This window comes from Roseovarius nubinhibens ISM (genome assembly GCF_000152625.1).
Classification (GTDB): Bacteria; Pseudomonadota; Alphaproteobacteria; order Rhodobacterales; family Rhodobacteraceae; genus Roseovarius; species Roseovarius nubinhibens.
In genome coordinates this window covers 1459167-1480548 of sequence record NZ_CH724156.1, presented here as the reverse complement: position 1 = coordinate 1480548, position 21382 = coordinate 1459167, and the positions used below count along the sequence as shown (strand labels likewise).

Here is a 21382-nt window from a genome sequence, read left to right as displayed (position 1 = left end):
GCCTTACGCGCTTGCGTCGGCGGGCAGCCATTCTTCCAAGGTCACTTCAAAGGTCATGCAGACGGTGTTGCCCCCGGGGACGAAAAACCCGCCAAAGACCTGTCCGTCGGTGTCCGCCACAACCCCCGAGAGGGCGGCGGCAATCGTGTTGTCCGGCCCCGCCCGGACTTCGCCGGCGATGCTCACCACTTCGACCGCCGGGCCATTGACCAGCACACGCGTGCCGTCGGATTTGGTGACCAGCGTCGCATCGACGAGGCTTCCCAGCGCGCCGCGCACGAACGCATTGCGAATGCCCTCGGCCAGACAGGTTTTCTCGATGCCCTGCACGAGGTCTTCATTCGGGGCGATCCGCGCATAGGCGACGCGGCCCATGGCGCCATGTTCAACAATGGTCATGTCATGTTCTCGCAAATGGTTGGAAAAGGGGGATTTTGGTCTCGGGGTCATAGGCCTGACGCAGCACGAAATCGTCCATCGCCGTCACCAGCACCGAGATGCCGTCACGCCCGACAATGGTCGTCTCCGGGATGATGTGCCCACCCTTGAGCGCCCCGTCCTCGCGGACAAAGGCGGCATGACAATGCACCATCGGGGTGCCCTTCATGCTCACGCCCAGCGTCGCATTGCCGAACACCATATAGCTTTCGCCGCCATAGATCGGCGCTGAATAGCGCACGATGGCCTCTTTCTGCGGGTCCGGCGGCGCGACGCAATAGTTCAGCTCCGCATACCAGCCCCCCAGAATGGTGGTGGAGGCCGCTTCGATATTCGCCGCCCGCATCGGTTCGACCAGCCCATCATAGAGCGATTTCCCCGGCTGCAACGTCACCCTGAAGTGACGCGCGCTGTCCGAATGCTTGCTCTTGATGCGCACCGGGTCAAAGCGACCCGGATGCTGCAAGGTGCGCACACGACCCGTCTGCCATGGGTCTGTCAAAGGCATAGTCTCCCCTCCAAATAAGCGCATGGATCATGCAGCGAACTCTGGCTGGGCGCATGGTCTTGCCCGTCATCGCCATTTATCCGCGTTGGACAGTCTTATAATTAGAGGTTTGAGGATTTTTTGGCCTATTTTGCGTGGACCGCGGCCCGCGCCTGCATTACTAATGCCGACATGGCCATTTATGAGGAATAAGAATGCAGTCTCTCGATGATACCGATCTCCGAATCCTCCGCGTCCTGCAAAGCGAAGGAAACCTGAACGCCGCCGAGCTCGCGAAACGCGTGGGCCTGTCGCAATCGCCCGTCTGGCGACGGCTGTCGCGCATGGAAGAAGAGGGCATCATCCAGGACCGCGTCGTCGTGCTGGACCCAAAGAAGCTGGGCTATGAGACCGTCGTCTTTGTCCGCATCAAACTCTCGGAACACGGCCGCAAATCCCTCGAAGACTTCGCCGCCCAAGCCTCGAAGATCCCCGAGGTCCAGGTCGTCCAGCTGCTGCTCGGCGACATCGACTTTCGCCTCCGGATCATCGTCCGCGACCTCGAACATTATCATCAGCTGATGAACAACAAGCTCGTCATGCTCCCCGGCGTGCAGGAAATCCAATCGAGCGTCTTGCTCCACGAATATAAAAACACCCGCGCCCTCCCTCTCTGACGCGGGCCACCCCGGGCATATGAAAGAGGGGGGCGCTTGGCCCCCCTCTCCTGATCTGCTCGATCTCGCTGCTCGGCACTCGTTACGCTGGTGCCCAGATCTTACTTGGCGTGCTGGCTGTTGCGCACCGATCGCGGCAGAGGCCGGGCCAGGTGCGAATTGTCGTAGCGGTTATAAGGATCGTTGCGGGTGCTCTGACGATGGGTCTGATGATCCCGGTGCTGATGGCCATGGGCGTGACCATGTTTATGGCCGTGCTTATGCGCCTTGCGGTGCTGCTTGATCCGTTCCTTGCGCTGCTTCTCATGATATTTATGGGCGCGGCGCTGGTCGTTGCGATACTGTCCATGACCGTATTGGTCGTAATAGCGCTGGCGTTGCACCGCCTCGCGCTTGCGGCGTTCGCGGTCTTTCTTCTGGTCGATGATCACCGCACCGACGATGGCGGCGGCGGCGATGCCGGCGATCCATTGCGCGGTCTTGCGGTCGTCGGCGCGGGCCGTCGAGGCCGAAAACGACAGACCAGAGAGCGCGATGGCCGCGGCCGAGATCAGGGTGATGAAACGTCTGGACATGGCTTGTATCCTTTCTTGAGCAGCTTACATTTTACGGATGCCCCGCCCGCTGCACCCAACAAGGACAGCAAGGCACGGCAGTGACAGGATCAGCCTCACCCCGAGCCTCTGCGCCACGCAATAACACCCGCCTGTTATCCGATAACACGCGCCGCCCCGCCCCCGGATGCCCAAGAGATATTGAATAGCGCCCGCATTTCCGCGCAAGGTGGCGCCATGAAACAGATCGCTCTCATCTCCAGCCTCATCCTCGCGCTCGGCGCCTCTGCCGCCCATGCCGGATGTCAGGCCGAATACAAGGCCAAGCGCGACAATCCGCTTGAGCTCTTTTATGATGTTGCCCAGATCAGCGGGCCCTGTACGGTGCCCGCCGCCACGGTCGAGCTGCGCGCGCGGCTCGCCGCGGCCGGGCTGACCCTGCTCAAGGTTCTGTCCGTCAAGGAATCCTGATCCCGGGGGAGGGCGAGTATGCAACCGGCTGACACCACCGTCACCGAGGCACGGCGTTCGGGCAATCTCGTCGTCACGCTGGGGGTGGCCGCCATCGTGGTGATCCTCACCCTCGCGGCGATCTTTCTCTTTGTCTCGCTGCCCGACGCCAATGCCTTCAACGCCCGCGTCGAACGGATCTTTGTCGAAAACGACACGCTGACCAGCGATGGCGAGATCAAGCTTCTGGAAATTCTCGCCCTCTCCGGCACCGCCTTTTCCGAGACGCTCACCAGCTACCGGATGGTGATTTTCGTGCTGCTGGTCTTTGCCGCGGCGCTGCTCATCGCGGCGGTGGTCTTTCTCATTATGCTGGTGGCGCTCAACCGGCGCATGGCGCAGATCGAACGCTCGGGCATTCAGGTGAGTTCACTCCTGATCAGCCGGGCCGAGAAATCGGTCTATCTCAACAATATGGGGTTCAAGCTCACCGATGCGGCGATGGAAACCCTGTCGATCCTGGCCGAGGCACGGATGGATGGCGACATTCTTTCGGGTTCTGAAATCGAGGCGATGATTTCCGGGCGCGACGCCTCGGACTGCGAAGAGGCCGCCGGCGCCACCCGCATCAAGCGGCTGCGCGACACGCTGGGCAATCAGATGGTGAGCGAGCTGTTGGTCAAGAACATCGCCCGCAAGGGCTATGTGCTGGCCATCGACAAGGATGTGATCCGCGTCATCTGACCCGGGCCAAGCCATGTCAGGGCTCTGAGGTCGCAGGCCTCAGCTCTCAGTTTTCGGTTTTCAGGCCACTGCCCGGCCTTTGCCGGGCAGGTGGCATGGGTCAAAAGCCCCGGTCATTTGCCCCTCGATGAGGCCCCGGGTCTTGCGTCCCGGTTCAGGCGTCAAAGACGATGCGCACGATGTCTTCGCGCTTGATGCCGCAGGCCGCGAGCTCGTCATCGCTCATATCCTGAAGCATCTGCATCCGGCGCAGACGGCCGTTGTGCTCGACGATCGACACCAGCGCGTCACCAAAGGCTGCAAAGCCACGATGCACGGCACCCGCAAGATCGGGGAGAGAAACCAGACGTTGAGTTAGAAATGCCATTGGAGGTCACCTTTCTGAGTAAGTGAACTCCTCCCTGCCCCTTATATAGACCCGCCGGGATGGGCTTTCCACCCAAGAATCATCATAGCTTCGCGGAAAAAATGGGCCGCGGGTGTGTCCCGCGGCCCAATCTCTTGGCATCCCGTGCGCAGCCCCGTCAGAGGCCCGCTACCGGGGTGATTTGCGCCTCACAGCTCTTAATGCACCCTTAATGCACCACGGCATCCTCGGGCGGCTGGCGCTTGGTGCTGCCGACCCGATCGCCGATGATCAGGCCCTCGGTCCCGGCGCTCACCGGCACCGTGCTGCCGTCGAGGATATCCCCGGCCAGCAAGGCCTCGGCCAGCGGATCCTGCAGCGCACGCTGGATCACCCGCTTGAGAGGCCGCGCCCCGAACACCGGGTCATAGCCCTCATCGGCCAGCCATTTGCGCGCCGCATCGTCGAGATCGAGCGTGATCTTCCGCGCCGCCAGCCGTTTGAGCAGACGCCCCATCTGGATCGTGACGATCCCGGCCATATCCTCGCGCTTGAGCCGGTCAAAGATGATCGTCTCGTCGAGCCGGTTGAGGAACTCGGGCCGGAAATGCGCCCGCACCGCATCCATCACGTCGCGCTTGGCGTCGCTGGCATCGGCCCCGTCGGGCAGCTGGCTCAGCGCCTGCGCCCCAAGGTTCGAAGTCAGGATGATCAGCGTCTGCTTGAAATCCACGGTGCGGCCCTGACCATCGGTCAGCACGCCATCATCGAGCACTTGCAACAGCACGTTGAACACATCCGGGTGGGCCTTTTCCACCTCGTCGAACAGCACCACCTGATAGGGTCTGCGCCGCACCGCCTCGGTGAGGACACCGCCCTCGTCATAGCCGACATAGCCCGGAGGCGCGCCGATCAGACGGGCCACCGAATGTTTCTCCATGAACTCCGACATGTCGATGCGCACCATGGCGCTGTCGTCGTCAAAGAGGAACTCGGCCACCGCCTTGGTGAGCTCGGTCTTGCCGACACCGGTCGGCCCGAGGAACAGGAACGAGCCCAGCGGCCGGTTCTCGTCATTGAGCCCGGCGCGCGCCCGGCGCACCGCATTGGCCACGGCCTTCACCGCCTGGTTCTGGCCGATCACCCGACGATGCAGGTTCTCTTCCATCCCCAGAAGCTTCTCGCGCTCGCCCTCGAGCATCTTTGCCGTCGGAATCCCGGTCCAGCGTTCGACCACCTGCGCGATCTGCTCGGGCCGCACCGCCTCTTCGACCATGACGCCATCGGCCTCGGCACTCTCGGCCTGCGCCAGCTGCTTTTCCAGCCCCGGAATCACGCCATAGCTGAGCTCACCCGCCTTGGCGAGATCACCCTCGCGCTTGGCATGGTCGAGCTCTATCCGCGCCCGGTCGAGCTGTTCCTTGAGGTCCCGCGCCCCGGCGAGCTTGTCCCGCTCGGCCTGCCATTGCGCGGTCATCTCGCGCGATCGCTCCTGCAGATCCGACAGCTCTTTCTCGAGCTTCTCGAGACGGTCCTTCGACGCGACATCATCCTCTTTCTTGAGCGCCTCCGCTTCGATCTGCTTTTGCAGGATCTCACGGTCGAGCGCGTCAAGCTCTTCGGGCTTGCTGTCCACCTCCATCCGCAACCGGCTGGCGGCCTCGTCCATCAGGTCGATCGCCTTGTCCGGCAGGAACCGGTCGGTGATATAGCGATGGCTGAGCGTCGCGGCGGTCACCAGGGCGCTGTCCGAAATCCGCACCCCATGGTGCAGCTCGTATTTCTCCTTGATGCCGCGCAGGATGCTGATCGTGTCCTCGACCGTCGGCTCCTGCACCACGATGGGCTGGAACCGCCGCGCCAGCGCCGCGTCCTTCTCCACATGCTTGCGATATTCATCGAGCGTGGTGGCCCCGATACAATGCAGCTCGCCGCGCGCCAGCGCCGGCTTGATCAGATTGGCCGCATCCATCGCGCCATCCGATTTCCCGGCCCCGATGAGCGTGTGCATCTCGTCGATAAAGAGAATGATCTCGCCCGCCGCATCCGTCACCTCGTTGAGCACGGATTTGAGCCGCTCTTCGAATTCGCCACGGTATTTCGCCCCAGCGATGAGCGCCCCCATGTCGAGCGACAACAGCCGCTTGTCGGCGAGGCTCTCGGGCACATCGCCATTGACGATGCGCAGCGCCAGCCCCTCGGCGATGGCGGTCTTGCCGACCCCCGGCTCGCCGATGAGCACCGGGTTGTTCTTGGTGCGGCGCGACAGAACCTGCATGGCGCGGCGAATTTCATCGTCGCGGCCAATGATCGGATCGATCTTGCCCTCGTCGGCGGCCCGCGTCAGGTCGCGCGCATATTTCTCGAGCGCCTCATAGGTGTCCTCGGCGCTGGCACTGTCGGCGGTGCGCCCCTTGCGGACATCATTGATCGCTTCATTGAGCTTCTGCGCGCTGATGCCGCCGGCCTCGAGCGCCTCTTTCGCCGGGCTCTTGACCATGGCAAGCGCCGTCAGAATGCGCTCGACCGGCACGAAACTGTCACCCGCCTTCTTGGCGAGCTTTTCGGCCTCGGCAAGGACCTTGCCGGTCTGCTGATCCATATAGGTCTGGCCCGCGTCGCCGGTGACGACAGGGATTTTCGAGATGGCGATATCCAAGGCCTGAACCACCCGTGCCGGCTCGCCGCCCGCGCGTTTGATCAGGTTGCTCGCAAGCCCCTGGTCATCATCCATCAATGCTTTCAGTATATGTTCGGGCGCCAGCTTCTGATGGCTTTCCCGCATGGCGATCGTCTGCGCTGCCTGAACAAAGCCACGCGACCGCTCGGTGAACTTTTCAAAGTCCATCCCAACTCTCCTCTATAAGCGTACCCCCGGTGCCGCACCCAGCATTAGGCATACGGCGGTCGGGAACCTCGACCTGACAGATGGGCAGCATCCCGCCGATCTTCAAGCGATCAGACCCTGAATTTGCCCAGAGGGGAACAAAAAAGCCGTTTCCCCGTTTAAATTTCACTGGCCGTTCCCAAGTTATCCACAGGGGAAATCCCCCGGCCTAGAGCAGAAGGAATTAGGCAATGCAGATCGAAAAAATCCAATTCGATCAGGTGCGCTACAACCCGGAAACCGGCGCATTCGAAGCCCTGGTCAAAATCCACGAAGACGGGATCACCTACAGCTATCCGACACAGGCCACCGCGCCGCTGACCGCTGAATATGACGTGGTGGTGCGCCGCCTGCATGATGCGGCGGCCCGCGCCCATAGCGACAACCTGCCCGCCATGCGCTCGCGCCGCGCCACCACCAGCGCCGAGTACCAGACCCGCGTGGCCCAGATCCTCGCCAGCGGCACGCTGAGCCTGCCCTCGGGCAGCCCGCGCATCGCGGCCTGAGCCGCGACAGAATTTCCCGAACGATCCCTGCGATCTGGCAGGTGATTTCAACCGGGGCGCGCGCGGACGATCCCACCGATCCGGCGGCGCCCCACCCCCTCCGGCACAACCCCCTCGGGGAAGAGGCGCTTGATATTCACCCTGAAGCCTGTACCGTTAACCGGTATTTGGTTCTTGTTTGTAATGGTGCCTGTGATGATTATTCGCCAATTCCGCTTTGATGACCTGCGATTCTCTCCTGATGCGGAAGAGCATCGCGCCATCGCCATCCTGACCACCGATATCAGCACGCTTTGCCTGATGACCAAGGCCAAGCTGCAATCCGACGTGCCGCCCGCCTCACTGGCCGAGGCGCTGGCCGAGGACGCGCTGCGTCAGATCCGGCGCATGCCGGAATACCGCCGTCAGGCCGATGCCGTGCAAGTGGCCGAAGACGCGCCCAAGGAATTTCAGCGGGCCTCCTGATCCGGCCCCCCAGTTCAAGACCCCCCGGCCCCCAGTTCAAGACCCCGGCCCAAGCCCCCCGGACCAAGCCCCCCGGCCCAAGACCCTTGACCTGTTGCCATGTGGCGGCCACAAGGGCGCGAGTTTTGCCGCGCGTTTTGCAAAGGGGCCGCCCATGACCGCCACCTCCTCCACCCTTGCCGATGACCGGCTGATCGTCGCGCTCGACGTGCCCAACGCCATCGAGGCGCTGCAACTCGCCGAACGGCTCGGCGATGCGGTCAGCTTCTACAAGATCGGTCTCGGCATGCTCACCGGGGGCGGGCTCGCCGTGGCAAACGAGCTCAAGCAGGAACATGGCAAGCGCATCTTCCTCGACATGAAGCTCTTCGACATCGGCGCCACCGTCGAAAACGCCGTGCGCGGTCTGGTGCAGTTCGATCTCGATTTCCTCACCGTCCATGGCGATCCGCATGTGGTGCGCGCCGCCCGCGAGGGCGTCGGCGGCAAATCGACGAAAATCCTCGCGGTGACCATTCTCACCTCGCTCGACCGGGCCGATCTCGACGCCGGGCTGATCCGCGCGGGCGACATTCACGATCTGGTCTGCGAACGCGCCAGCCGCGCCTTCGACGCCGGTGCCGATGGCGTCATCGCCTCGCCGCAAGAGGCGGCGATGATCCGCGCCCTGCCCAATGCCAAGGGCCGTCTCATCGTGACCCCCGGCGTGCGCCCCGCGGGCGCGGCGCTCGGCGATCAGAAACGCGTGGCCACCCCGGCACAGGCGCTCAAGGACGGGGCCGATCACATCGTCGTCGGGCGTCCGATCTGGGCGGCTGACGATGCCCCCGCCGCCGCCCGCGCCATCCTGGCCGAGCTGCCTTAAGCCGCGATTCCGCCATGACCATTGGTTAATAAATCGCCGCCGCCCCGGGCGCGCGGCGCACACTCGCGGCTTTGGCCGGAAAAGCCCGAATCACCCACTGACGCAATACCGACGTAATACCGACGCTTTGCCGAAGGTCGATTTCCGTGGCCTCGCCAACCTGTTAACATGGACCCCCGACACCCGGATGTGATCGCCCGCCATGCCCGCTTTTTGCCGCGACTGCCTGCAAAACCTGCCCGATCCCGCGCCCCGCCGCTGCCCCGGCTGTCAGAGCCCGCGCGTGCTCTCGCATCCCGAGCTCTACGGGCTGACCATCGCCCATATGGATTGCGATGCCTTCTATGCCAGCGTCGAGAAACGCGACAATCCCGCGCTCGCGGACAAGCCGCTGATCATCGGCGGCGGCCGCCGTGGCGTCGTCTCAACCGCCTGTTATATCGCGCGAATTCGCGGCGTGCGCTCGGCCATGCCGATGTTCAAGGCGCTTGATCTCTGCCCTGACGCGGTGGTGCTCAAACCCCGGATGGAGGTCTATGCCGAGGTCTCCCGCCAGATCCGCGCCATGATGCTCGACCTCACCCCGGTGATCGAACCCCTGTCGCTCGACGAGGCCTTTCTCGACCTCTCCGGCACCACCCGCCTGCATGGCGCGCCGCCTGCGGTGATGCTGGCCCGGCTGGTGGCGCGGATGCGCTCGGAACTGGGCGTCACCGGCTCGATTGGCCTCAGCCATAATAAATTCTTAGCAAAGATCGCGTCTGATCTGGATAAACCGCGTGGATTTTCTGTCATCGGTGCCGCCGAGACCGCCGCATTTCTCCGCGACAAACCGGTCCGAATGATCTGGGGCGTCGGCCAATCCGCGCAAACCGCCTTGGACAAGGCCGGCATCCGCAGCTTTAACGATTTGTTAAGGTGGGAGCGGCAGGATCTCGTGGCGCGGTTTGGCTCGCTCGGCAACCGGCTCTGGCATCTTGCCCGGGGTCAGGACATGCGCCGTGTCGACGCCCGCGCGCCGGTCAAATCCATCTCCAAGGAAACCACGTTTTTCGAGGATACCGGCCATACCGAGCTGCTCGATGGCCATATCTGGCGGCTCTCCGTGCAGGTCTCCGACCGCGCCAAGGCCCGCCATCTCGCCGGCCGCGTCGTCACGCTCAAGCTCAAGCGCGCCGATCATTCGCTGATCTCCCGCCGCCTCGCCCTGCGCGACGCGACCCAGCTCGCCGACACGATCTACCGCACCGCCCGCAATCTCTATGATCAGGTGGATCATCAGGTGCCCTACCGGCTCATCGGCGTCGGCATTTCCGATCTGGTGCCAGAAGAGGCGGCCGATCTCTCGGGCGATCTGCTCGACCCTCAGGCCCGCAAACGCAGCCAGGCCGAACGCGCCGCCGATGCCATTCGGGAGAAATTCGGCTCTGACGCGATCGTTAAAGGCCGCGCCCTGCGCTAGCGCTTATTCCGCCGCCAGCGTCTGCTGCACCGGTCGGCCAATATCCGCCAACTCTGCCAGAATATCGCGCATCATGGCGCGGAAGGCCTCGAAATTCTGGTTCGGCGCGATCCGCCGCTCGTCCATATAGAGCGCCCGGTCAATCTCGATCTGCACCGCATGCCGCCCCCGCGAGGGCCGCCCGTAATTCTGTGTGACAAAGGCCCCGGCAAAGGGCGCGTTGCGCGCCACGACCAGCCCGGCGCGCTGAAACGCCGCCTCCACCCGCTCGACAATCTCGGGCGCGGCCGAGGCCCCGAACCGGTCGCCGAGCACCACATGCGGGCGTTTGCCGCCCCGGTGCATCGCCGCATCCATCGCTTCATGTGGCATCGAATGACAGTCGAGAAGAATGGCCTCGCCAAACATCTCCCAGGCCTGATCGAGCTGCTGGGCGAGCGCATTGTGATAGGGATGCCAATAGGTCTCGATCCGCTCGATCGCCTCGTCGCGGGTCAATTTCCCTGTATAAATAGGCTGTCCATTGGCCACCACACGCGGAATCACCCCAAGCCCGGAGGCCACGCGCGGATTATGCCCGACCATCCGCACCCCTTCGATCAAGGCCGGGTCGAGCTCATCGGGACCCCGGTTGAGATCGATAAAGGCGCGCGGCGCGCCGGCACAGATCAAGGGCGCGCCAAGACGTGGCGCAGAATCGAGGAAAATATCGACATAGGCATCCTCGGAGGACCGGATCGTCACCTCGTCGAGCCGCGACCGATCCAGAAACCACTGCGGATAGTCCCGCGCCGAATGCGGCGAGGCAAAGACCACGCTCGTGGTCCTTTTCCTCGGAAACTCCAACTGATACGCAAGCTTGGGCATTCGACCTCCCCGATTGGCTTATAGGATAGCCTGAAAAAAACTGTTACCGAAAGCCCTTGATCACCTCCGCGACTCCTTTTATAGACAGCGACGCTGCGGCGCGGATTTCCGCGCCCCTGTTTTTTAGGGGCACGAATCCAGACCAAGGTCCATAGGGGTGATTAGCTCAGCGGTAGAGCACTTCGTTGACATCGAAGGGGTCACTGGTTCGATCCCAGTATCGCCCACCATGATTTCATTGTTTCGCAAAGCGTGCGAAACGCCCGTAACCTAAGGCGCTGGCCCGCGCCGCGACAGACAGAGGAAAGAACGATGAAAGTTCGCAACTCGCTCCGTTCGCTCAAGAACCGGCACCGGGATTGCCGTGTCGTGCGCCGCAAAGGCCGCGTCTACGTGATCAACAAAACCCAGCGCCGTTTCAAAGCCCGTCAGGGCTGAGCAAACGCTCGGACAGATTTGAAAACCCCGCCCCTCTCGGGCGGGGTTTTTCTTTTTGTGCTGCCATATTGCCCCGCCTGACAAAGACCGCTTAACTGCGCGCAGTCTTGGGAGAGGACGGGCATGAATACCCCTGCAAAGATCATCGTTATCGGCGCCGGCATCTGTGGGCTGAGCGCCGCCATCTGGCTGCGCCGCGACGGCCATGAAGTCACGCTGATCGACCGCGAAGGCCCCGGCGCGGGCGCGTCCTATGGCAATGCCGGGCTGCTGGCGCAATGGGCCATCGCGCCGATCAATTCGCCGGGTATCATCCGCCAGGGAATCAAGAGCCTCGCCGATCCGAACGCGCCGCTTTTCTTGCAATATAGCTACCTGCCCCGGCTGCTGCCCTGGCTCCTGCGCTATGTGGCGCAGGGCACCGACACACGGACACAGCGGATGGCGGCGGGGCTGCACAATCTGCTGCATGACAGTGTCGAACAGCACCGCGCCCTGACCCAGGGCACCGCCGCCGCGCGGTTTGTCACCGACAGCGATCTGTCCTACGCCTATGCCGACCGCGCCGCCTATGCGCGCGACAGCTATGCCTGGGCGATCAAGCGCAACGCGGGCTATGTGCCAGAGCTGATCGAAGGCGCCGCCGTGCAAGAGGCCGAGCCGATGCTCGGGGCCAATATCGGCTGTCTCGCGGTGCTGCGCAATCAGGGCCATATCGCCAATCCCGGCGCCTATATGAAAGCACTCGCCGAGGTCTTCCAAGCTGAGGGGGGCAGGTTTCTCGTGGCCACGGCCAAGGACATCACCCTGCGCGATGGCCGCGTTACGGCGGTTGAAACCGATCAGGGCACGCTGCCCTGCGATCATGCGGTGGTGACGGCGGGCATCTGGTCGAAACCGATCCTGCGCAAGCTCGGGATCAAGCTGCCGCTCGAGGCCGAGCGCGGCTATCACCTGCATCTGAAATCGCCATCCCACGTGCCGAACAATCCGATCATGGTGGCCGGAAAATGTGCCTTCAACCCGATGGAGCACGGGCTGCGCTGTACCAGCGCGGTCGAGCTCGCCCATGTCGACGCGCCCCGCTCGCCCAAGCCCTTCGCGCTGATCCGCCGCTACCTGTCAGAGCTCTTTCCCGATCTGCAGTATGAGCTGGCCGAGGAATGGATGGGCCACCGCCCGTCGACCCCGGACAGCCTGCCGCTCATTGGCCAACGCGGTGCCACCGGGCTGCATCTCGGCTTTGGGCATCAGCATGTGGGGCTCACCGGCGGGCCGAAAACCGGGCGCTGGATCGCCGACATGATCGCCGGACGCAAACCCAATGGCGACATGAGCTATTACGATCCGGCCCGGTTCGATTAGGCCCTTTTGATCAGGCCTTGATCGCCGCGCGCAGCGCCGCCATCCGGGTCTTGAGCGTGTCGTGATAGCGGTCATTGGTCAGCGCGCCCGCGTCCGAGAACTCTTTCGACGCCCCGGCCACCAGAACCGCCGGCCCTGAAATGATCTGCGCCTGTAGCTGCAGCAGGCAGGCCATGGTCATGAATTGCGCCGTCTCGCCGCCGGTCCGCCCCGCTGCGGCCGAGACCACCACCGTGGGCTTGCCCGCAAAGGCATTGCCCTCGGTCCGGCTGACCCAATCGAGCGCGTTCTTGAGAACGCCCGAGATGCCCTTGTTATATTCCGGCGCCGAAATCACGATGGCATCAGCCCCGGCAATCTGATCGGCCAGCAGCTGCACCTTGGCGGGGATGCCCTCGGCCTGTTCCAGATCGCCATTGTAGAGCGGCAGATCGAGATCCCCCACCACCACTTTCGCCGGGCCAAAGGCCTCGGCCGCGACCCGGCAGAGCATCCGGTTATACGACCCTTCGCGCAGCGAGCCGCTGATGGTGAGTAGCACTGGTTCTGACATGGGACGCCCCTTGGTGATTGCATATTTCCTGGCCCCCACCGTGCCCCGGTCCGCGCCCCCAACGCAACCCGACCCACCGCACAGCGCCTGTGCGCCCTCCGCGCAATCGCCTCGAAAATCAAAGAAATAGTGCACGGACAAACAAAACCCCCGCACACGGGAACCGTGCCGGGGGCGAAGGTGGCTCTTATGAGCGAGGGGGAAGCTTTACCAGTCCGTCGGGCCTTTTTCGGCAAAGACATGGACCAGGAAATCGATGAAGGCGCGCACCTTGGGCTGGGTGAACCGGCCCGGCGGATAGACCGCATAGATGCCTTGGGTTTCCATCGGCAGATCGGGGATCACATCCTCGACCAGACCTTTGGACAGCGCCTCGGAATAGAGAAAGCTCGGCAGGTAGGCGATGCCCAGACCCGAGATCGCGGCGTTGAGCAGCGATTGCCCGTCATTGACCGACAGCCCGCCCGCGGTGCGCACCTGACGCTTTTCGCCCGACGGCGCGGTGAGCTTCCAGACACTGCCGCCCGCCTGGCTCGAATAATGCAAGAGCTTGTGCTCGTTGAGATCGTCGATCTTGGTCGGCCGCCCGTATTTCTCGAGATAGGCCGGGCTCGCGATCATCCGCTTGGTGGTCTCGGTGAGCTTGCGCGCCCGCAGGGTGCTGTCCTCGAGCTCGCCGATGCGGATCGCCATGTCGAACCCTTCCGAGATGAGCTCTACATAGCGGTTGTTGAGCACCATATTGACGGTGATATCCGGGAATTCATCGAGGAAACTGCCGAGTACCGGGCTCAGATGATTGACGCCGAAATCCGTCGCCACCGAAATCCGCAGCAGACCCGAAGGATCAGATTGCATCGAACTGACCAGCGCATCCGCCTCGCCCGCATCATTGAGAACGCGCAGCGCCCGGTCATAATAGGCGAGACCGATTTCCGTCGGGCTCACGCGGCGGGTCGTCCGGTTGAGCAGACGCGCCCCGAGACGCGCCTCGAGCGACGACACGTGTTTCGATACGGCGGATTTGGAAATCCCCATTTTCCGCGCCGCATCAGTGAATCCACCTTGATCCACGACCGTGGCAAACGCTTCCATCTCGGTGAGACGATCCATTGCTCGATACCTCTGTATTTCTGTTGCTTTGGGTATCGGCGTCAAATCGGGCGCAACTGGGGCGGCCACCAGACAATATCTGGGTTTTATCGCGGATCGTTCTTAACCGGGAAACAGGGAAACAAATGTTTCCACCGCTGGAATCGGGCGTTTGCGTTCTTGACGCGGGCCTAGAAAAGACTGCCCTGATCGCCGGGCGGGGTCTGCGGCTTGGCCGGTTTCTTGGGCGCGGGCGCCCCCGGCTGGCCGACCTTATGCACGCCATCGGCAAATTCGATCTCGAGATTCTGCGCCCGGCCCGCTGCGGCGGCGCTCTTGATCAGATCGCCATCGCCGCGCACCACCGCATAGCCCCGCTCGAGCGTCGCCTTATAGCTGAGCGTTTCGCGCAGCCGGTCGAGCGCGTCGAGCCGATCGCGCCAATCCTTGATCTGGCGTGCCCCCACCTGACCGAACCGGTCGCTGAGCCGGGTCAGATCCTCGCGCCGCCGCTGCAGCGCCTCATGCGGCTCGACCCGGCCAAACCGCGCGCTCATCGCATCATAGCGTTCGCGCCCGCGCTCCGTCCGCGCGCCGAGCGCATGACCAAGCCGCTCGCCGGTCTGTGTCAGCCGCTGCCCCTGATCGCGCAGCTTGCCGCGCAGCGCCGCCGGGCGCAGCGCCCCGGCCGCATCCGACAACCGCACCCGCCGCATCTGCACCGACCGGATGAGCGCGGCCGGAAGCCGCTCGCCCCAGACATCGAGCCTCTGGCGCGGCCCGTCGAGCAGGCTGTCCACCCGGGGCAAGGCCCGTCCCAGATCGCGCAGCCGCTGACCGCGCCGCTCGACCCCGCTCGACAGAGCATGGCTCAGCCGGGCGCTCTGCCCGTCGAGCCAGGCCAACAGGTCGAGCCGCACCGGCACCGCAAGCTCCGCCGCCGCCGTCGGCGTCGGCGCGCGCTTGTCCGAGGCAAAATCAATCAGCGTGGTGTCGGTCTCATGGCCCACGGCTGAGATGAGCGGGATCTCTGACGCCGCCGCCGCGCGCACCACGATTTCCTCGTTGAACCCCCACAGATCCTCGATCGAGCCGCCGCCCCGCGCCACGATGATCAGATCGGGCCGCGGCAGCGCCCCGCCCGGCGTCAGCGCATTGAACCCGGCAATCGCCCGGGCCACTTCCGCGGCAGAGCTCTGCCCCTGCACCGCCACCGGCCAGATCAGCACCTTGCGCGGAAACCGGTCGCGCAGCCGGTGCAGAATATCGCGAATCACCGCACCCGAGGGCGAGGTGACGACGCCGATGATCTCGGGCAGATAGGGGATCGGCCGCTTGCGCCCCTCATCAAAGAGCCCCTCCGCCGCCAGCGCCTTGCGCCGTTTCTCCAGCAACGCCATGAGCGCGCCCTGCCCGGCCACGGCCACTTCATCGACGTTGAGATTGTATTTCGACTGCGCCCCAAAGGCGGTGAGCCGCCCGGTCACCACCACCTCGAGCCCCTCTTCAGGCTCGACCGACAGACCCGCCACCTGCCCCTTCCATGTGGTGCAGGCGAGGACGTTCTTGTCGTCCTTCACATCATAGTAGAGATGCCCGGACCGCGCCTTGAACACGCGGCCCACCTCGCCACGCACGCGCACACGCCCGAAATTGCCTTCGAGCGTGCGCTTCACCTCGCCGGAGATTTCCGAGACGGTGTATTCGGGCATGTTCTGGCCCGGAAGCGGATCATCAATCAGGTCTGACATGCCCCATCAATGACCGATCCCGCGCCAGATGAAAAGATCACGCGGCGCGCTGATCGTGGCGGCCTTCCTCGATCTCTTCGATGAGCTTTTTCGAGAAGGCCGGCAGATCGTCGGGGTTGCGGCTGGTGACCAGACCATGATCGGTGACGACCTCGGCATCGGTCCAATTGGCCCCGGCGTTTTTCACATCGGTCTTGATCGAATGATAGGAGGTCATGTCGCGGCCCTCCGCGATGCCCGCCTCGATCAACAGCCAGGGCGCATGGCAGATTGCCCCGATCACCTTCTTCGCCTGCCAGAAGGCCCGGATGAACGACAGCGCCTCGTCATTGACGCGCAGCAGGTCCGGGTTGATCTGCCCGCCGGGCAGCACCAGCGCATCGTAATCGGTGGAGTTCACCTCCGACAGCTTGCGGTCGACCTCGACGGTGCGGCACCAATCGGGGCCTTCCCAGCCGCGAATGTCCTGCCCATCGGGCGAGATCACATGCACCTCTGCGCCCGCCTCGCGCAGCGCGTCGCGCGGCTGCTCAAGCTCGGATTGCTCAAAGCCATTGGTGGCGAGAATGGCGATCTTGGCGGATTTGATATCAGGCATGGGATTTCCTTTCGTCGGTGATGACTTTCATCTCTTCCAACCCGGCGCGGCCCGCGATGTTCCGCACAAAGGGCCCTCAGCCTTGCCTCCGCGCGCCCGCGCGCCTATTCAGGCGCCAAATGAGGACCGAACGGTAGGGGACCGCCTGATGAACATTCTGATCCTTGGCAGCGGCGGGCGCGAACACAGCCTCGCTTGGGCCGTGAAACAGAACCCGAAATGCGACCGGCTCATCGTGGCCCCCGGCAATGCCGGCATCGCTCAGATCGCCGACTGCGCCAAGCTCGACATCATGGATGGCGGCGCGGTGGTGACCTTTGCCGAGGAAAACGCCATCGACTTCGTGATCGTCGGCCCCGAAGCGCCGCTCGCCGTGGGTGTGGCCGACCGGCTGCGCGAGGCCGGGCTGCTCTGCTTTGGTCCCTCCGAGGGCGCGGCACGGCTCGAAGCCTCGAAAAGCTTTACCAAGGAAATCTGCGATGCGGCCAACGCCCCCACCGCAGGCTATGGCCATTTCACCGAGGCCGAAGCCGCCCGCGCCCATGTCCGGGCCAAGGGCGCGCCCATCGTGATCAAGGCCGACGGTCTCGCCGCCGGCAAGGGCGTCATCATCGCCATGACCGAAGACGAGGCGCTCGCCGCCATCGACGACATGTTCGGCGGGGCCTTTGGCGGCGCCGGGGCCGAAGTGGTGATCGAAGAGTTCATGGAGGGCGAAGAGGCCTCTCTCTTCGTGCTCTGCGATGGCGAGAACATCCTGTCGGTCGGCACCGCGCAGGATCACAAACGGGTGGGCGACGGCGACACCGGCCCCAACACCGGCGGCATGGGCGCCTATTCCCCCGCCCCGGTGCTCAGCCCCGAGATCGAAGCCATCGCCATGGAGCAGATCGTCAAACCGACCATGGCCGAAATGGCCCGCCGTGGCATGCCGTTTCAAGGCGTGCTCTATGCCGGTCTGATGATCAAGGACGGCCAGCCCCGTCTCGTCGAATACAACGTCCGCTTCGGCGACCCGGAATGCCAGGTGCTGATGATGCGGCTCGGGGCGCAGGTGCTCGACCTGCTGCACGCCGCCGCCGAAGGCCGCCTGAACGAGATGAGCGTCACCTGGGCCGAGGATCACGCGCTCACCGTGGTGATGGCGGCGCTGGGCTATCCCGGGGACTATGAAAAAGGCACGCCCATCGGCGCGCTCGACACGATGCCCGAGGACAGCCACCACATGGTGTTTCACGCCGGCACCGCCGAGACGGGCGGCAAGATCGTCGCCACCGGCGGCCGGGTGCTCAACGTGACGGCCCGCGGCGCGACGCTGCAAGAGGCCCGCGACCGCGCCTATGGCATGGTCGAGGGGATCGACTGGCCCGGCGGGTTCTACCGCCGCGACATCGGCTGGCGCGCGTTGGGCTAAGCCCGCCGCGCGACCGGTGACGCGGATCGGAAACACAGCCGCCCCGGTTTGGCGCAAAATTGGCTGCTAAGGCCGCTTGCGAACTGTTTTGCCAATGATCTTCGGGCTCTAACGCGGGCGAGACCTGCAAGGAGCCCGACGATGATTGTCCGCGACAAACCCGGATTGCTGGAACTGATGTTCGCCATTCGCGGCTCCGTGCTGCCGCGCATCCTGCCGCGCATTCTCTTCGCCACGGGTTTTGCCGCGCTGGTGGTCTGGATCGACGGCGCGCTCTTGCGCCTGCCCCATACCAATGCCGCGCCCTTCGCGGTCTTTGGCCTCGCGCTGTCGCTCTTTCTCGGCTTTCGCAACAACGCCGCCTATGACCGCTGGTGGGAGGGCCGCCGCCTCTGGGGCGGGCTGGTGGCCGACATGCGCTCGCTCGGGCGCGAGGTCGAAATGTATCTCCCCGACCCCGAGGCGCGGCAACGCGCCCTGCGGCTGGCGCTGGCCTTCCTGCATCTGCACCGGCTGCATCTGCGCCGCATGCCCGACGATGGCTCGGCGGGCCGCTGGGCCGCCGACAGCGCCGCCTTCGCCGAGGCCCATCACCCGCCCTGCGCCGCGCTCAACACGCTCAACCGGCATCTGGCCGCGACTGCGCCCGATGGCTTTGCCCGCCGCGCGCTTGCCGAACGGCTGGCCTCGATGTCGCTGGCGCAGGCGGGCTGCGAACGCATCGCCACCACGCCACTGCCCTTCGTCTATTCGCTTCTGGTGTTCCGCACGACCTATCTCTACTGCCTGCTGATCCCCTTTGCCCTGCTCGAGGGCGCCGGCTGGATGGCGCCGCTCTTTTCGGCGATCATCGCCTATGTGTTCTTCGGCCTCGCCGAAGTGACCGAAGAGCTCGCCCATCCCTTTGGCGAAACGGTGAACGGGCTGCCGCTCGACGCGATGTGCCGCACGGTGGAACGCTCGCTCGCGCCGCATCTCGGCGAAGAGGTGCCCGAGGCCCGGGTGCCCGTCGGCTTTTACCTGAGCTAGCCCCGGGTCAGCCCCGGCATGGCCCGGCGCAGCGCGCCCGCCACCACCAGCCCATAGAGCATATGCGCCGCGAGCGACGCCCAGGTGTAGCTCACAAACCCCATCATGAAACCGCGCCCCGCCAGCGGCGCCAGCACGCCCTGCGCCACCGCCCAGAGGATCAGCCCCCAGATCAGCCCGGCCATGGCCCAGGGCTGCGGCGGTGTCAGGCGCAGATAGGCGAGATAGCCGAGCGGAAAGAGAATGAGCCCCGCAATCAGATGGCCGATCCAGCCCCCGACATAGCCGATCTCGACCCCCAAGAGCCGCGCCAGCGCGATCACCAGATAGGCAGGCTCCATCACCCGCCCGGTCAGGATCGGCCCCAGCCCAAAGGCAAAGGCCTCAAAGGCGATCTCGCCAGCCAGCCCCCCAATGAGAGTGAGACGAAGGATTTGCATCGGGGTCAGGGTCATGTGGCGGCCTTTCGGATTCATGTCTGGCCACCGGCTAGACCGCAGAGAGGCGCGGGACAAATCACATCGCCCCACAGCGCCGTGAGAGATCACTCACATTCCGTCGCGCGGTTGAGGCTCTCTGGCCCGTCATAGCGCCCAAAGACGCGCGGCTGCAGCGCCCCACCGGCAAAGCGCACCGCCATGATCCGCTGCCAGCCGCCATCGGCGGTGATCATCTCGGCCACCCCGTCACAGAGACGCAGCCCGCCGGGGATATGGTCCCAGCCGATGCGGTGGTTGGTCAGCCCGTCAAGATCGCTCAGATGCCGCAGCTCGCCCGCCTCATAGCGCCAAAGCCGCAGCCGCTTGGCCAGATGCGGCCGGTCGATATAGCCGATCTCGATGCGGCCATCGCCATCGAAATCCGCCGCCGCAATCGGCGCGAGCCAGCGGTTCGGCGATCCGATATGCGGGGTCGCCGCCCGCTTCACGAGACCCCCGGACCCCAGCGCATAGATGGCAAGCTGTGCGCCCTGCGCCGGGTCGGTCTCGACCACGACGATCTCGGGCGCGCCATCGCCTGTCACATCCCACAGGCGCGGCGCGATATCCTCGAACACACGGGTGTTGGGCGCAAAGCGGACGCGATGCCGCTCTCCCGCCGCATCCCTGGCCTCAAGCCCCGCATATTCCACCCCATCGCCGAGCACGCCATGGGCGTAATGCGTGGTGGGATCGGTGAACCGGGCCTCGACAATGGCAGGCGATCCGGCCAGCACCGCGCTGGCCGTGACACAAGGCCCCAACAGGGCAAAAAGAGCCATGAGGCGCGACAGAAGAGGCCGCGCCGCCATGATCAGATCTGCTTTTCGGGCATCTGCACGACGAGACCGTCGAGCGCATCGGTCACCTTGAGCTGACAGGTCAGGCGCGACCGTGCCGCATCCGGCTCGAAGGCAAAGTCGAGCATGTCTTCTTCCATGTCATCCTTGCCGGGGAGTTTCTCGACCCAGTCGGGATGCACATAGACATGACAGGTGGAACAGGCGCAGGCACCGCCGCAATCGGCCTCGATACCGGGGATGTTGTTGTCGCGCGCCCCTTCCATGACCGTCAGGCCATTGGCCACGTCCACGACATGCTCGGTGCCGTTATGCTCGATATAGGTGATTTTCGCCATGATGTCCGGCTCCCATTCCTGCGTTGCTCTGGGGTTCCTACAAAGCGCAGATATGTCGCGCCAGACCATTTTGCGACTCTCATAGGAAAGAGTTGCGACAAAATCGCCATGTTCTTGCTGTGTTCCGACATTCCGACGGCGCTGTTGCGGCGCTGCCCGCCCTCGGGGCTGTTTGCCGCCCGCTGCGCGCGATGCTTTCACCGCTCTGCCAATGCCGCTAGACTGCTCGAAAAATCGCCCCAAAGGCCCGAGCATGACCCGTCCTTTCGCCCTGCTACTCTGTTGCACCCTGCCGCTCATGGGCTGTCAGGCACCGCTGCCCGCAGACGATCCGGAAATCGTGCAGAACCTCGCCGAATCCCCGCCCGGCGCCGCGCCCGGCACTTGCTGGGGCAAGGTGGCGACACCGGCGGTGATCGAAACCGTGACAGATCAGGTTCTGGTGCAACCGGCCGTGCTCGCCGCCGATGGCAGCGTCCAGAGCCCCGCGAGCTATCGCACCGAGACCCGCCAAGAGATCGTCAAGGAACGTGAGGTGACCTGGTTCGAGACCCCCTGTGCGGCGGCCATGACGCCCGAATTCGTGGCCTCGGTGCAGCGCGCGCTCAAGGTGCGTGCGCTCTATCGCGGGCCGATCTCGGGACAGATGGACAGCCGCACCCGCGCTGCGATCCGCGCCTTTCAGGCCCCGGGTGGGCTCGACAGCGGGATTCTCTCGCTCGATGCGGCGCGCAAGCTCGGCCTCGTGGCGGTGGAACGGCCCGAGGCGGGCTAGTC

At 64.4% G+C, this 21382-nt stretch carries 25 protein-coding genes and 1 tRNA gene; 13 read left to right on the top strand and 13 right to left on the bottom strand.

Features of this window, described 5'->3' with window-relative positions; all coding sequences use genetic code 11:
* Positions 1-3: 3 nt before the first annotated feature.
* Complete coding sequence (locus ISM_RS07165) at positions 4-399, bottom strand: PPC domain-containing DNA-binding protein (RefSeq protein ID WP_009813468.1); 396 nt, start codon at positions 397-399, stop codon at positions 4-6.
* A gap of 1 nt (position 400) precedes the next feature.
* Positions 401-946, bottom strand: a complete 546-nt coding sequence (locus ISM_RS07160) for a PPC domain-containing DNA-binding protein (protein WP_040617930.1) — start codon at positions 944-946, stop codon at positions 401-403.
* Between the two features lie 194 nt (positions 947-1140).
* On the opposite strand from ISM_RS07160, the gene ISM_RS07155 reads away from it, so the two are divergent.
* Positions 1141-1602, top strand: a complete 462-nt coding sequence (locus ISM_RS07155; protein WP_009813466.1) for an Lrp/AsnC family transcriptional regulator — start codon at positions 1141-1143, stop codon at positions 1600-1602.
* 101 nt (positions 1603-1703) lie between these two features.
* Here ISM_RS07155 and ISM_RS17700 read toward each other — a convergent pair whose 3' ends face one another.
* Positions 1704-2177 carry a hypothetical protein gene (locus ISM_RS17700; RefSeq protein WP_009813465.1) on the bottom strand — a complete coding sequence of 158 codons (474 nt, stop codon included), beginning with the start codon at positions 2175-2177 and terminating at the stop codon, positions 1704-1706.
* Positions 2178-2393: 216 nt separating this feature from the next.
* Here ISM_RS17700 and ISM_RS07145 point away from each other — a divergent pair, with 216 nt between their 5' ends.
* Positions 2394-2627: a hypothetical protein gene (locus ISM_RS07145; RefSeq protein ID WP_009813464.1), complete on the top strand. Its 234-nt coding sequence runs from the start codon at positions 2394-2396 to the stop codon at positions 2625-2627.
* Positions 2628-2645: 18 nt separating this feature from the next.
* The gene (locus ISM_RS07140) at positions 2646-3350 is read left to right on the top strand and encodes a winged helix-turn-helix domain-containing protein (protein ID WP_009813463.1); all 705 of its coding nucleotides are present in this window, start codon (positions 2646-2648) and stop codon (positions 3348-3350) included.
* Between the two features lie 154 nt (positions 3351-3504).
* Here the strand turns inward: ISM_RS07140 and ISM_RS07135 are convergent, their stop codons facing one another.
* Both ISM_RS07135 and clpB read right to left on the bottom strand, forming a co-directional pair.
* Positions 3505-3717: a hypothetical protein gene (locus ISM_RS07135; RefSeq protein ID WP_040617929.1), complete on the bottom strand. Its 213-nt coding sequence runs from the start codon at positions 3715-3717 to the stop codon at positions 3505-3507.
* Positions 3718-3925: 208 nt separating this feature from the next.
* On the bottom strand, positions 3926-6544 hold the full coding sequence (gene clpB / locus ISM_RS07130; protein WP_009813461.1) for an ATP-dependent chaperone ClpB: 2619 nt from the start codon (positions 6542-6544) through the stop codon (positions 3926-3928).
* Positions 6545-6774: 230 nt separating this feature from the next.
* On the opposite strand from clpB, the gene ISM_RS07125 reads away from it, so the two are divergent.
* The 4 genes from ISM_RS07125 to ISM_RS07110 all read left to right on the top strand — a co-directional run bounded on the left by ISM_RS07125 (position 6775) and on the right by ISM_RS07110 (position 9881).
* Positions 6775-7089: a hypothetical protein gene (locus ISM_RS07125; protein WP_009813459.1), complete on the top strand. Its 315-nt coding sequence runs from the start codon at positions 6775-6777 to the stop codon at positions 7087-7089.
* Between the two features lie 195 nt (positions 7090-7284).
* On the top strand, positions 7285-7554 hold the full coding sequence (locus tag ISM_RS07120; RefSeq protein WP_156783332.1) for a hypothetical protein: 270 nt from the start codon (positions 7285-7287) through the stop codon (positions 7552-7554).
* 154 nt (positions 7555-7708) lie between these two features.
* Complete coding sequence (gene pyrF, locus ISM_RS07115) at positions 7709-8419, top strand: orotidine-5'-phosphate decarboxylase (RefSeq protein WP_009813457.1); 711 nt, start codon at positions 7709-7711, stop codon at positions 8417-8419.
* A 202-nt stretch (positions 8420-8621) separates the two neighbouring features.
* On the top strand, positions 8622-9881 hold the full coding sequence (locus ISM_RS07110; RefSeq protein ID WP_009813456.1) for a DNA polymerase IV: 1260 nt from the start codon (positions 8622-8624) through the stop codon (positions 9879-9881).
* 3 nt (positions 9882-9884) lie between these two features.
* Here the strand turns inward: ISM_RS07110 and ISM_RS07105 are convergent, their stop codons facing one another.
* Positions 9885-10748 (bottom strand): N-formylglutamate amidohydrolase, encoded by an 864-nt coding sequence (locus tag ISM_RS07105; RefSeq protein WP_009813455.1) that lies wholly within the window; start codon positions 10746-10748, stop codon positions 9885-9887.
* A 155-nt stretch (positions 10749-10903) separates the two neighbouring features.
* Between ISM_RS07105 and ISM_RS07100 the strand changes: the two genes are divergently transcribed.
* From ISM_RS07100 to ISM_RS07090, 3 genes are all read left to right on the top strand, one after another.
* Positions 10904-10978 (top strand) — tRNA-Val (locus ISM_RS07100).
* An 82-nt stretch (positions 10979-11060) separates the two neighbouring features.
* Entirely contained in the window at positions 11061-11186 is a 126-nt protein-coding gene (gene ykgO / locus ISM_RS07095; RefSeq protein ID WP_005850168.1) for a type B 50S ribosomal protein L36, read from the top strand.
* 123 nt (positions 11187-11309) lie between these two features.
* On the top strand, positions 11310-12551 hold the full coding sequence (locus tag ISM_RS07090) for an NAD(P)/FAD-dependent oxidoreductase (RefSeq protein WP_009813454.1): 1242 nt from the start codon (positions 11310-11312) through the stop codon (positions 12549-12551).
* Positions 12552-12561: 10 nt separating this feature from the next.
* Here ISM_RS07090 and ISM_RS07085 read toward each other — a convergent pair whose 3' ends face one another.
* The 4 genes from ISM_RS07085 to ISM_RS07070 form a co-directional block, all read right to left on the bottom strand.
* Positions 12562-13104 carry an NADPH-dependent FMN reductase gene (locus tag ISM_RS07085; RefSeq protein ID WP_040617928.1) on the bottom strand — a complete coding sequence of 181 codons (543 nt, stop codon included), beginning with the start codon at positions 13102-13104 and terminating at the stop codon, positions 12562-12564.
* A 207-nt stretch (positions 13105-13311) separates the two neighbouring features.
* Positions 13312-14217 (bottom strand): LysR family transcriptional regulator, encoded by a 906-nt coding sequence (locus ISM_RS07080; protein ID WP_009813452.1) that lies wholly within the window; start codon positions 14215-14217, stop codon positions 13312-13314.
* 170 nt (positions 14218-14387) lie between these two features.
* On the bottom strand, positions 14388-15947 hold the full coding sequence (gene xseA, locus ISM_RS07075) for an exodeoxyribonuclease VII large subunit (protein ID WP_009813451.1): 1560 nt from the start codon (positions 15945-15947) through the stop codon (positions 14388-14390).
* A 37-nt stretch (positions 15948-15984) separates the two neighbouring features.
* Complete coding sequence (locus tag ISM_RS07070) at positions 15985-16545, bottom strand: type 1 glutamine amidotransferase domain-containing protein (protein ID WP_009813450.1); 561 nt, start codon at positions 16543-16545, stop codon at positions 15985-15987.
* A gap of 148 nt (positions 16546-16693) precedes the next feature.
* On the opposite strand from ISM_RS07070, the gene purD reads away from it, so the two are divergent.
* Positions 16694-17959, top strand: coding sequence for a phosphoribosylamine--glycine ligase (gene purD, locus ISM_RS07065; protein WP_009813449.1), 1266 nt, complete (start codon positions 16694-16696; stop codon positions 17957-17959).
* Between the two features lie 141 nt (positions 17960-18100).
* Positions 18101-18988, top strand: a complete 888-nt coding sequence (locus tag ISM_RS07060) for a bestrophin family protein (protein WP_009813448.1) — start codon at positions 18101-18103, stop codon at positions 18986-18988.
* Here the strand turns inward: ISM_RS07060 and ISM_RS07055 are convergent.
* The 3 genes from ISM_RS07055 to ISM_RS07045 all read right to left on the bottom strand — a co-directional run bounded on the left by ISM_RS07055 (position 18985) and on the right by ISM_RS07045 (position 20605).
* Complete coding sequence (locus ISM_RS07055; protein ID WP_040617927.1) at positions 18985-19443, bottom strand: DUF6789 family protein; 459 nt, start codon at positions 19441-19443, stop codon at positions 18985-18987. The genes ISM_RS07060 and ISM_RS07055 overlap by 4 nt on opposite strands.
* Before the next feature lie 89 nt (positions 19444-19532).
* Complete coding sequence (locus ISM_RS07050; RefSeq protein WP_254655659.1) at positions 19533-20249, bottom strand: FG-GAP repeat domain-containing protein; 717 nt, start codon at positions 20247-20249, stop codon at positions 19533-19535.
* A 32-nt stretch (positions 20250-20281) separates the two neighbouring features.
* Positions 20282-20605 (bottom strand): 2Fe-2S iron-sulfur cluster-binding protein, encoded by a 324-nt coding sequence (locus tag ISM_RS07045; protein WP_009813445.1) that lies wholly within the window; start codon positions 20603-20605, stop codon positions 20282-20284.
* 253 nt (positions 20606-20858) lie between these two features.
* On the opposite strand from ISM_RS07045, the gene ISM_RS07040 reads away from it, so the two are divergent.
* Positions 20859-21380: a peptidoglycan-binding domain-containing protein gene (locus ISM_RS07040; protein ID WP_040617926.1), complete on the top strand. Its 522-nt coding sequence runs from the start codon at positions 20859-20861 to the stop codon at positions 21378-21380.
* The last annotated feature ends 2 nt before the right edge of the window (positions 21381-21382 follow it).

Coding starts and splice junctions, on each gene's coding strand:
- ISM_RS07125 (WP_009813459.1), top strand. CDS start 6,775: ATGCAGATCGAAAAAATCCAATTCGATCAGGTGCGCTACAACCCGGAA.
- ISM_RS07060 (WP_009813448.1), top strand. CDS start 18,101: ATGATTGTCCGCGACAAACCCGGATTGCTGGAACTGATGTTCGCCATT.
- ykgO (WP_005850168.1), top strand. CDS start 11,061: ATGAAAGTTCGCAACTCGCTCCGTTCGCTCAAGAACCGGCACCGGGAT.
- pyrF (WP_009813457.1), top strand. CDS start 7,709: ATGACCGCCACCTCCTCCACCCTTGCCGATGACCGGCTGATCGTCGCG.
- clpB (WP_009813461.1), bottom strand. CDS start 6,544: ATGGACTTTGAAAAGTTCACCGAGCGGTCGCGTGGCTTTGTTCAGGCA.
- ISM_RS07135 (WP_040617929.1), bottom strand. CDS start 3,717: ATGGCATTTCTAACTCAACGTCTGGTTTCTCTCCCCGATCTTGCGGGT.
- ISM_RS07155 (WP_009813466.1), top strand. CDS start 1,141: ATGCAGTCTCTCGATGATACCGATCTCCGAATCCTCCGCGTCCTGCAA.
- xseA (WP_009813451.1), bottom strand. CDS start 15,947: ATGTCAGACCTGATTGATGATCCGCTTCCGGGCCAGAACATGCCCGAA.
- ISM_RS07110 (WP_009813456.1), top strand. CDS start 8,622: ATGCCCGCTTTTTGCCGCGACTGCCTGCAAAACCTGCCCGATCCCGCG.
- ISM_RS17700 (WP_009813465.1), bottom strand. CDS start 2,177: ATGTCCAGACGTTTCATCACCCTGATCTCGGCCGCGGCCATCGCGCTC.
- ISM_RS07080 (WP_009813452.1), bottom strand. CDS start 14,217: ATGGATCGTCTCACCGAGATGGAAGCGTTTGCCACGGTCGTGGATCAA.
- ISM_RS07085 (WP_040617928.1), bottom strand. CDS start 13,104: ATGTCAGAACCAGTGCTACTCACCATCAGCGGCTCGCTGCGCGAAGGG.
- ISM_RS07045 (WP_009813445.1), bottom strand. CDS start 20,605: ATGGCGAAAATCACCTATATCGAGCATAACGGCACCGAGCATGTCGTG.
- ISM_RS07145 (WP_009813464.1), top strand. CDS start 2,394: ATGAAACAGATCGCTCTCATCTCCAGCCTCATCCTCGCGCTCGGCGCC.
- purD (WP_009813449.1), top strand. CDS start 16,694: ATGAACATTCTGATCCTTGGCAGCGGCGGGCGCGAACACAGCCTCGCT.
- ISM_RS07120 (WP_156783332.1), top strand. CDS start 7,285: ATGATTATTCGCCAATTCCGCTTTGATGACCTGCGATTCTCTCCTGAT.
- ISM_RS07160 (WP_040617930.1), bottom strand. CDS start 946: ATGCCTTTGACAGACCCATGGCAGACGGGTCGTGTGCGCACCTTGCAG.
- ISM_RS07055 (WP_040617927.1), bottom strand. CDS start 19,443: ATGACCCTGACCCCGATGCAAATCCTTCGTCTCACTCTCATTGGGGGG.
- ISM_RS07105 (WP_009813455.1), bottom strand. CDS start 10,748: ATGCCCAAGCTTGCGTATCAGTTGGAGTTTCCGAGGAAAAGGACCACG.
- ISM_RS07090 (WP_009813454.1), top strand. CDS start 11,310: ATGAATACCCCTGCAAAGATCATCGTTATCGGCGCCGGCATCTGTGGG.
- ISM_RS07070 (WP_009813450.1), bottom strand. CDS start 16,545: ATGCCTGATATCAAATCCGCCAAGATCGCCATTCTCGCCACCAATGGC.
- ISM_RS07165 (WP_009813468.1), bottom strand. CDS start 399: ATGACCATTGTTGAACATGGCGCCATGGGCCGCGTCGCCTATGCGCGG.
- ISM_RS07050 (WP_254655659.1), bottom strand. CDS start 20,249: ATGGCTCTTTTTGCCCTGTTGGGGCCTTGTGTCACGGCCAGCGCGGTG.
- ISM_RS07040 (WP_040617926.1), top strand. CDS start 20,859: ATGACCCGTCCTTTCGCCCTGCTACTCTGTTGCACCCTGCCGCTCATG.
- ISM_RS07140 (WP_009813463.1), top strand. CDS start 2,646: ATGCAACCGGCTGACACCACCGTCACCGAGGCACGGCGTTCGGGCAAT.